Genomic DNA, 9,219 nt, shown 5'->3' with positions numbered 1-9,219 from the left:
GCGAGCGCCGGCGCGAGGAATAGCGGCCGTAGCGACGCGAACCCGATCAATCATCCAAGGAGAGCTGACATACGATGAGCATAAAATTCCCGCCGATCAGCGGCAAGCTGCCCGTGTTTATGCACGGGGCAGACTATAACCCAGACCAATGGCAGCACCGGCCCGACGTGCTGGAGGAAGACATCCGGCTGATGAAGCTGGCGAACTGCAACGTGATGGCGGTAGGCATTTTTGCATGGGCGGCGCTGGAACCGGAGGAAGGCCGGTTCGAGTTCGGATGGCTGGACGATGTGTTGGACCGGTTCGCAGATAACGGCATCTATGCATGGCTGGCCACACCGACCGGCGCGCGCCCGACGTGGATGTCCGAGAAGTACCCGGAAGTGCTGCGCGTCAGCGCGAACCGCGTGCGCAATTTGCACGGCATGCGCCACAACCACTGCTATACGTCGCCGGTTTACCGGGAGAAGACGACGATCATGAATGCGAAGCTGGCCGAGCGTTACGCGAATCATCCGGCTGTCGTCGGCTGGCATATTTCGAACGAGTATGGCGGCGAATGCCATTGCGGCTACTGCCAGGATGCATTCCGCGAGTGGCTGCGGCTGAAGTACGGAACGCTTGAGGCGCTTAACCACGCTTGGTGGACCTCGTTCTGGGCACACACATATACGAGTTGGTCACAGGTGGAGTCCCCGTCTCCGCATGGCGAAAATATGGTACACGGCCAGAATCTTGATTGGAGACGGTTCGTTTCCGATCAGACGATCGACTTCTTGCGTCACGAAATTATGCCGCTTCGGGCATTCAATCTAGAGCTGCCAACGACAGCCAATCTAATGGACCTGTTCGACGGAATCGATTACCGCAAGCTGGCGGATGCAATCGATGTCATCTCATGGGATGCGTATCCGACATGGCATAACGAATCGGACGACAGCAAGACAGCGGCATGGTTCTCGTTCAATCATGATTTGTTCCGCTCGCTGAAGAGGAAGCCGTTCATGCTGATGGAGAGCACGCCGTCACTGACGAATTGGCAGCCGGTCAGCAAGCTGAAGCGTCCTGGCATGCACCGGCTCTCATCCTTGCAGGCGGTAGCGCACGGATCGGATACGGTTCAATATTTTCAATGGCGCAAAAGCCGCGGCTCCAGTGAAAAATTTCACGGCGCCGTCGTCGACCATGTCGGTCATGAGCATACGCGCGTATTCCGTGACGTTGCGGAGCTGGGCGAGACGCTCGCAGGATTGACCGAAGTGCTCGGCACTCCGGCCAACGCGCGTGTCGGCATCGTGTTCGACTGGGACAACAGATGGGCGGTCCGTGACGCACAAGGTCCGCGAAATATGGGGATCGGCTACGAGAACACCGTCGTTCAGCATTACCGTGCGTTCTGGTCGCTCGGCATATCATGCGACATTATTGGCTCTGAGGATGACTTCGGACAATACGATTTGATTGTTGCTCCGATGCTTTATTTGCTTCGCGAGGAGACCGGTCAGCGTCTGGAACGATGGGTTGAAGCGGGAGGCACGCTCGTATCGACGTATTGGAGCGGCATTGTCGATGAGAACGACTTATGCCATCTTGGCGGATTCCCTGGGCCGCTTCGTAAGACGCTCGGCATATGGGCGGAAGAGATCGAGGGACTGCCTGCGCATGACCGGAACGGACTTGTCTATGAAGCGGGCAATACGCTTGGCTTCAGCGGCACGCATGAGGTGCATGAAATTTGTGAGCTCATTCACAGCGAAGGAGCGGAAGTGCTAGCCGTATACGCGGATGACTTCTACGCCGGGCGGCCGGCATTGACCGTGAACGAGCTTGGCGCAGGCAGGGCATTCTACCTCGCGGCCAGAGTGATGGACGATGCCTTTTACCAGGAGATGTACGAAGGCATTACTGCTCTTGCAGGTGTGAGTCCGTCAATCGATACGGTGCTTCCGCATGGCGTCACGCTGCAGACGCGTACGGACGGAGAGTTTGATTATGTATTCGTGCTCAACTTCAGCGGAAGTCCTCAGCAAGTGAGGCTCGACGGTGCCGGATATACCGACATGGAGGACGGAGCCATAGTTGCTGAACCGGCGATTGAGCTGCCGTTGCATGGCGTACGCATTCTGAAACGGACCGCGCGCGGTGTAAAAAAATAAACGATATAAACAAACCCGATAGCCGTAATTGCTGTCGGGTTTCTATTTATGGAAGCAGCTTAGGAGCAAGCCAATGGCCGAACATGATGACGGGCAGCAGAAGAAGTCCTAGCGGGATACTCATTCCAATAAAGTTCCAATCGATGAGTTTCTCCGCCAGCATGCGGCTGAGCACAATATAACTATATAGAGGCGAAATAAGCACGGTGGTAACGACCCAAGGCGTGTAACGGCGGAGGTAGAGTTTTTGTCCAAGATAAAACTGCTCTATCGTCCCGCCCGGCATACGCGAATGCGACTATTCCGGCTTCTCGATCAAGTACTCGCCTTCGAGAATTTCGGCAAGCAGCATGTTGCGGTCCGTCTGCACTTCGTCTTCGTCCCATTCGACGCGCAAGTAGCGGGGCAGAAGGAACATGTCTTCGAGCCGTTCTTCGGTAAGATGCTTGACGGGAATAAGCGGCTCCAGCGACAGCGGGTCGACAGGCTTCAATGTCGCGAGACAGAAGCCCCAGTCGACGGCGAACTCGACGATATAGTCCCAGTGGTAAGGCACGACGTGGAAGCCGGCTGTCTTGAGAGTCGCGCGAATTGCGGCAAGATATTCCGGAGCAGTCGATACGACGGAGCAAGCAATGGAGATTGCGCCGCCCGGGTAGAGTCTGGATTTCAGCAATCTATAAAATTCAACCGAGAAGAGCTGCGACAGCTCAGGTGTATGATAAGACGGATCTGGCAGATCGATAATGATGACGTCCCATCGGTCATTGCTTTTCTCGAGGAACTTCCTTCCGTCATCCAGCACGGTTTTGACGCGAGGGTCTTGCAGCGACCCATTCGTAAAATTGACGAAGGGCTCGAATGTAAGGCCCATCTCGACAATGAACGGGTCCAGATCGACTGCGGTTACCGACTCTATTTCCTCGTATCGAAGCACTTCCCTCGCCGTATTGCCAACGCCTGATCCGATAATAAGCACCGATTCCCTCGTTTTCGCCGCTGCCATTGGAATATGGACGATCGCTTCCGAGTATTGATCCTCGGCCTTGTCCGTGCTGAACATTTCGCTTCCATCCGCGAACAGATGATAGACGCCGTTATTTTCGGCGACCGCGATCTTCTGGTAAGCCGAACGTTTGCGGAGAATGACCTTATAATCGCCGTCTGGCGCTTCTTCTTCCATAATATAGGACTCCAACCATTGCCTTCTCCAATAGATCAGTCCCCATATGATCAATACAGCGCAGGCGCCGATCAATACGCCAATCTTAAACTCGATCATCTGCGCAATCCCTCCTCGTATGCTCCATTGACTGTACAAGCCTCATTGACCACCTTATGCAGGGCGGGACCGTTTCGTATGGGCGGAAGACCGTATTCGTGAACAACTTCTGGCATAATAAAGGCGCGAAATGGATTTCGAAACAGAGCAGGGATTATATTTCATTTTTGTTCATTGACAATGATTATCACTTGCGACTATACTGCAATTTGGATACTGAAAAATAGGCGGCGTAGGAGCGTGCTAGACAGTGCTCTTTCACCGCATCAAGAACTCTATCGTTTATAAATAACTGATCATAGATATCAAGGAGATGTTGTTCTCAATGAAGACGAAACTAGCATTCGCAGCACTTGCACTATCCATGTCCGTCGTATTCGCGGGCTGCTCGTCCGATAAGGAGAAAGAAACGGCGGATACGTCTGCGAACGCGCAAACGGCTGGCTCGGAAGCAAGCGTAGACGATAAATTGAAAGACGTGCTTGAACAGTACCGCCAGTTCTCGATCGAGCAAAGCGATCAATTAATCGTAGAGACGGAGAAGTTCGCTGAGGCGGTTAAGGGCGGAGATCTTGAAGCAGCTAGAGCGCTTTATGCGCCTACGCGTATGTACTATGAGCGTATTGAACCGATTGCGGAAGCGCTCGGCAACTTCGACCCGGACATCGATGCGCGCGAAGGCGATGTGGACGATGCACAATGGCGCGGCTTCCACCGGATCGAGAAAGGTCTGTGGGTGGACAACAAGACGGCGGGCACGGAAGAGTTCGCTGACCGTCTGCTGAGCGACGTCAAGTCGCTTCGCGCTTTGATGGAGACGGTTAAAGTCGACATACCGATGCTGACGACCGGAGCAGTCGAACTGCTGAACGAAGTTTCTTCGTCGAAGGTAACCGGAGAAGAAGAATTGTACTCGCGTACTGATTTGTACGACTTCGTCGCTAACGTAGAAGGCGCTAAGAAAATCTATGAGCTGCTGAAGCCTGAGCTTGCAGCCCAAGATGCAGATTTGGAGAAGAACATCGGCGAGAAGTTCACCGCACTGGAAGGACTGCTCGCGAAATATAAATCGGGCGAAGGCTATGTCGCATTCACCGAATTGAAGGAAGAAGATACGCGCGCGCTCAGCCAAGCGCTTGATGCGTTGGCGGAGCCGCTATCCCAGATGGGCAAAGCGATCGGAGTGTAAGAAGCGATGACGAAGCCGACTGATAAGGTGAAGGAAAACCGTGAATCAAGCAGCGGGAAAACAAATATTAGCCGTCGCGATCTGCTGAAAATGGCGGGCATCGGCGGAGCGGGCCTCTTGCTGGGAGGAGCCGGAATCGGCGCCTTGATGAAGTCGAAGGACGGCGGAAGCGTCTTTGCTTCCAGTTCGCCTGCCGACGGTTATCACGAGGCTATTCCGTTCTATGGCGATCATCAAGCGGGCGTTACGACGCCGGCACAAGATTTTGTCGTGTTCGCTTCGTTCGATCTGACGGCAGCTTCAGTCGATGAAGTGCGCAAGCTGTTCCAAGACTGGACGGCAGCTTCGGCAATCATGGCCCAAGGCGGCATGATCGGCGATGACAATGACAATCTGAACGTGCCTCCTTCCGATACAGGCGAGGCAGCAGGCTTGCAGCCGTCGAAGACGACGCTTACGTTCGGAGTCGGGCCGTCGTTCTTCGATTCCCGGTACGGATTAGCGGACCGCAAACCGGCCGAGCTGGCGGAATTGCCTTCGTTCGGAGGCGATGCCCTTCGTCCGGAATGGGTAGGCGGAGATATCGGGGTGCAGGCTTGCGCGAACGATATGCAGGTTGCGTTCCGCGCGATCCGCAATCTTGCGCGCATTGCGCGCGGCAAGGCGACGCTTCGCTGGACGCAAGAAGGGTTTCAACGTACCAGCGGATCCGATCCGCAGGGCGGAACGGCCCGCAACCTGATGGGCTTTAAGGACGGAACCGGCAACCCGGACGTGAACGACGCGGCCAAGATGAATGAGGTCGTCTGGACGCAGAGCGGAGACGGACCGTCATGGATGGCCGGCGGCAGCTACATGGTCGTGCGGCGCATTCGGATTCGAGTCGAGGTGTGGGACCGTTCGACGCTTGGCGACCAAGAGGCGACGTTCGGCAGACACCGGGCAAGCGGTGCTCCACTCAGCGGCAAGGATGAATTCGACAAGATCGATCTGGAGCGCAAGGATGAGAAAGGGAAGCCGGCCATTCCGATGAATGCACATATTCGGGTGGCAAGAGAGGACAACGTACAAATCCTGCGGCGCTCCTACTCTTATTCCAGCGGATTGGATACACGGACCGGGCAGCTTGATGCGGGACTTCTATTTATCGCTTATAACCGGAACGTGGCGAAGCAGTTTATCCCGATGCAGCGGCGATTGGCGCAATCCGATGCGCTTAACGAATATATCGAGCATAATGGCAGTGCCTTGTTCGCTTGTTTCCCAGGCGTAAAGGAAGGCGGCTATATCGGCGACACGCTGTTCTAAGTTTTTACTGAATGAGGGATTGCAGCTTGAAGTGAAACAGACCGATGCGGCCGCTGACGGCGGGCTCGGTCTGTTGTTGATTGTACGTGAGAGGAAGGTAGCGCGGATATGCGGACACGAATGAACGGAAATAAGAAGCCGATGGAGCGAAAGGGGCATCCACTTCGGAGCCTTATCATGAGAATATCGCTTGTTGCGGCTATAGCTATATTGACAGGGGCTATGCTGGGAGGAACTCTCGGAGCAGCCGCAGCCCATGCAGCTGCCGCAGCGGCTTCGGAGGACAAAGCGGGCGGGCAATCGCTTAGTGAGGCGGATACAGCCGCGCTTAACGCCTTGCTGCCGTTAGTCGGCGGCGCGCTTGTCGACATCGGGCGCGACGATCATGATGCTGCCGTGAAGGCGGTGGCTGACGCGAAGCAGCAGTGGGCAACGATCACCTCCGGCAAATCCACGGATTTAGCCGCAGCAGTCGATCAAGCGATGGAGGCTGCAGAGCAGGCTATAGCACAATCGGCGACCGACGCAGCGGCAGCGAAGCAGAAGCTTGCCGATCTTGCCAGCTCCGTTAATGCGTTCAAGAAAGCGATGACTGCCGGAGAGGCCCTCTCCGGACCGAAAGCGGCGTCCACGATGCTGCCGGTGCTGAACGATTTGCAGACGCATATTCAATCGGAGCAATGGTCAGCGGCCAAAGCCGATTACCGGATGCTGGAGAGCGGTTGGCGCAAAATCGAGCAAGCGATACGCGACGATAACACGTCGGTCTACGGCAGCATCGAGACGAGCATCAGCATGATTCGGATTGCGCTCAATGCAGAGCCGCCGCGCGCGGATGAAGCGAAGGCGGATACGGATTCGCTGATCGTTTATCTGAGCGATTACGCTGCAGGCAAGACGGTCGCTTCCGACTCCTCATCGGACGGTGATCTGACCGTCTCCGATCTGATTTCGGTGCTAGACCAAGCAGCCAGCTTGACGGAAGCCGGTAAGGCGGAGGAAGCGGAAGCGGAGCTGCAATCGTTCATCCGGATGTGGCCGTCGGTAGAAGGGCAAGTGTCGATCCGTTCTTCGTCCGTCTATCGGGACATTGAGAACGAGATGACGGAAGCGCCGGGCTACTTGCTTGCCAGCCCGCCGCAGCTCGATAAGGCATCGGCGCTGGTCGCCGAGATGAAGCGGGAGCTGCAGCCCTTTGCCTCCGAAGCGCGTTATACGGCTTGGGATGCAGGCGCTATTTTGCTTCGGGAAGGACTCGAGGCGATTCTGGTGCTTGCGGCGCTGCTCGCTTATTTGAAGAAGTCCGGCAACAACGACAAGCGGCGCTGGGTATGGTCCGGCGTGTGGAGCGGGCTGCTGATCAGCGGCGTCATGGCGCTGGTGCTTACTTATGCGATATCCAAGGCGGCATCCGGCAGCACGCGGGAAATGATTGAAGGATTAGCCGGACTCGGTTCCGTCCTTCTCATGCTCACGGTCGGCAGCTGGCTGCACGGCAAATCGAATATTCAGGCGTGGAACCGTTATATTGATCAAACGATGGGCTCTGCGCTGCGGCGGGGCAGCCTGTGGTCGCTGTTCGCGGTGTCATGTCTTGCGCTCGCCCGCGAAGGAGCGGAGACGACGATTTTCTATATCGGCATGGCCCCTTCGATCGCTCCCGGACAGCTGCTGCTCGGGTTCGGCGTGACGCTGCTGCTGCTTATTGCGCTCGCCTACATCATTATTAAATTTAGCGTCAAGCTGCCGATCCGGCTGTTCTTCCTGACGGCTTCGGCGCTCATCTATTATCTCGTGTTCCGTTTTCTTGGAGAAAGCATTCATTCGCTGCAGGTGGCAAGCAAGCTTCCGGTTCATACGGTCGACTCCGTGCCTTCGGTTGACTGGCTTGGCATCTATCCGACCTGGGAGACGGTTGTTCCTCAGCTCGTACTGCTCGCCTACATCGTCGGACAGATCGTTATCGTCCGGACGAGAGCTGCCCGATTGGCGGCGGTGGCGCGGTAGACAGGACCGTTTTCTATCTTTCAGTTACCACTTTAGGTTATTCGCCGGTAAGCGCAAGCTGCCGGAGAATAGCCTTTTTTTGTGGCGGATCAGAATAGATTTGTAATATATATTTGACTATGTGTCAAAAATATATTACACTCATAATATGGTAAAGGGAAGGGCTGGAGGATAGTTATGGAAGTGTTGCTGTCGAACACCATTCATGTGCTCCGAGCAGAGCGCAAGTGGTCACAGAAGGAATTGGCGGAACGGCTCGGTGTCAGCAGGCAGACGATCGTTTCCTTGGAGGCGAACCGGTACAATCCTTCGCTTATACTTGCCTTTCGAATTGCGGAAGCATTCGGCAAGGACATTAATGAGGTGTTCCAATACGGAACCGGTCAAAGGAGAGATTAAGATGCTCATGACGATTATGACGCCGCTTATGCTGTTGTTTTTTGCTCTGTCGCTCGTTTATTATTATGCTTTTTTTCCCCGGGAGAAGGATGAGCGCACGAACCAAATATTGCGGCTATCGTATAGCAAAGCTTATTACGTGCTGCTGTTTGGTCTGCTCGTATGTTTTATACTAGGCCGTATCCCGACGCTCGACCTGCATGACGATGCATTCAAGAATAGTATTCTCTTCGCACTGACGGCTTCGCAAGCTGCCATGATGGCCTCGATGGTCTATTACAATCGGAAGATTTGAAGCGAACCGCTTAAGTCCCCTCTTCTGCATACCCCAGTACGTTATCGATTCTTGGGAAGTTTTTAACGGAATAAGCGTCATTGTTCTTTCTAAAGGAAAAACAGCCCTGGGCAGACGATCCTCACTTATGCGACGAATGGAACAAAAGCAAGCCGTATGGATGCGATATCCATGCGGCTTGTTGTGCAACCAGGCTTTGCGCGATTTGTACATCAGGAAGATCAAGTAAGGTGCGCCGATCAGAGCAACGGCAATTCCTGAAGGTATTTCTTTCGGTGACAATATGATCCGGCCCATCCAGTCGCCTGCGACAAGCAGAATAGCGCCGATTAAACAAGAAAGCACCATCATCCGGCGGTGTTGGAACCAACCAGCATACGCGCCATATGCGGCGCTAGAAGGCCGATGAAGCCGACTGCGCCAACGGGAGCAATAGCGACGGATGCCAGCAAGACGGACATGAGCGCCGCGATAAGCCGCATTCGTCTGACGCGCAGGCCGAGCCCCGTCGTGCTCCCGTCGTTGAAGGCGAGCAGATCGACGCTGCGGCCCATCCACCAAGTGATAGGCAGGTAACAAAGCG

Annotated in this window: 7 protein-coding genes and 1 pseudogene; 6 read left to right on the top strand and 2 right to left on the bottom strand. The window is 55.0% G+C overall.

The features are described from left to right. The first annotated feature begins 74 nt into the window (after nt 1-74). On the top strand, nt 75-2,156 hold the full coding sequence (locus PKO01S_RS27740) for a beta-galactosidase (RefSeq protein ID WP_127534679.1): 2,082 nt from the start codon (nt 75-77) through the stop codon (nt 2,154-2,156). A gap of 298 nt (nt 2,157-2,454) precedes the next feature. On the opposite strand, the gene PKO01S_RS27735 is transcribed toward PKO01S_RS27740, so the two are convergent. After that, entirely contained in the window at nt 2,455-3,438 is a 984-nt protein-coding gene (locus tag PKO01S_RS27735) for a spermine/spermidine synthase domain-containing protein (RefSeq protein WP_127534678.1), read from the bottom strand. Nucleotides 3,439-3,763: 325 nt separating this feature from the next. Between PKO01S_RS27735 and efeO the strand changes: the two genes are divergently transcribed. From efeO to PKO01S_RS29530, 5 genes are all read left to right on the top strand, one after another. Beyond that, nucleotides 3,764-4,627 (top strand): iron uptake system protein EfeO, encoded by an 864-nt coding sequence (gene efeO, locus PKO01S_RS27730; protein WP_127534677.1) that lies wholly within the window; start codon nt 3,764-3,766, stop codon nt 4,625-4,627. Between the two features lie 6 nt (nt 4,628-4,633). Next, the gene (gene efeB, locus PKO01S_RS27725) at nt 4,634-5,935 is read left to right on the top strand and encodes an iron uptake transporter deferrochelatase/peroxidase subunit (protein WP_127534676.1); all 1,302 of its coding nucleotides are present in this window, start codon (nt 4,634-4,636) and stop codon (nt 5,933-5,935) included. A 177-nt stretch (nt 5,936-6,112) separates the two neighbouring features. Further along, the gene (locus tag PKO01S_RS27720) at nt 6,113-7,942 is read left to right on the top strand and encodes an FTR1 family iron permease (RefSeq protein WP_246070764.1); all 1,830 of its coding nucleotides are present in this window, start codon (nt 6,113-6,115) and stop codon (nt 7,940-7,942) included. Between the two features lie 177 nt (nt 7,943-8,119). Beyond that, nucleotides 8,120-8,341 carry a helix-turn-helix transcriptional regulator gene (locus tag PKO01S_RS27715; RefSeq protein ID WP_127534675.1) on the top strand — a complete coding sequence of 74 codons (222 nt, stop codon included), beginning with the start codon at nt 8,120-8,122 and terminating at the stop codon, nt 8,339-8,341. Nucleotide 8,342: 1 nt separating this feature from the next. Continuing rightward, on the top strand, nt 8,343-8,636 hold the full coding sequence (locus tag PKO01S_RS29530) for an SAM-dependent methyltransferase (protein ID WP_246070765.1): 294 nt from the start codon (nt 8,343-8,345) through the stop codon (nt 8,634-8,636). A gap of 264 nt (nt 8,637-8,900) precedes the next feature. On the opposite strand, the pseudogene PKO01S_RS29525 reads toward PKO01S_RS29530, so the two are convergent. Continuing rightward, a pseudogene (locus PKO01S_RS29525) lies at nt 8,901-9,190 on the bottom strand (iron chelate uptake ABC transporter family permease subunit); the annotation flags it as partial. Nucleotides 9,191-9,219 lie beyond the last annotated feature (29 nt).

The organism is Paenibacillus kobensis NBRC 15729 (assembly GCF_004000825.1).
Classification (GTDB): Bacteria; Bacillota; Bacilli; order Paenibacillales; family Paenibacillaceae; genus Paenibacillus_T; species Paenibacillus_T kobensis.
The sequence above is the reverse complement of the archived record's forward strand: the minus strand, read 5'-3'. Positions and strand labels throughout refer to the sequence as shown.

What these genes read in the sequence shown, in the direction of transcription:
- PKO01S_RS27740 (WP_127534679.1), top strand. Translation starts at nt 75, where the DNA reads ATGAGCATAAAATTCCCGCCGATCAGCGGCAAGCTGCCCGTGTTTATG.
- PKO01S_RS27735 (WP_127534678.1), bottom strand. Translation starts at nt 3,438, where the DNA reads ATGATCGAGTTTAAGATTGGCGTATTGATCGGCGCCTGCGCTGTATTG.
- efeO (WP_127534677.1), top strand. Translation starts at nt 3,764, where the DNA reads ATGAAGACGAAACTAGCATTCGCAGCACTTGCACTATCCATGTCCGTC.
- efeB (WP_127534676.1), top strand. Translation starts at nt 4,634, where the DNA reads ATGACGAAGCCGACTGATAAGGTGAAGGAAAACCGTGAATCAAGCAGC.
- PKO01S_RS27720 (WP_246070764.1), top strand. Translation starts at nt 6,113, where the DNA reads ATGAGAATATCGCTTGTTGCGGCTATAGCTATATTGACAGGGGCTATG.
- PKO01S_RS27715 (WP_127534675.1), top strand. Translation starts at nt 8,120, where the DNA reads ATGGAAGTGTTGCTGTCGAACACCATTCATGTGCTCCGAGCAGAGCGC.
- PKO01S_RS29530 (WP_246070765.1), top strand. Translation starts at nt 8,343, where the DNA reads ATGCTCATGACGATTATGACGCCGCTTATGCTGTTGTTTTTTGCTCTG.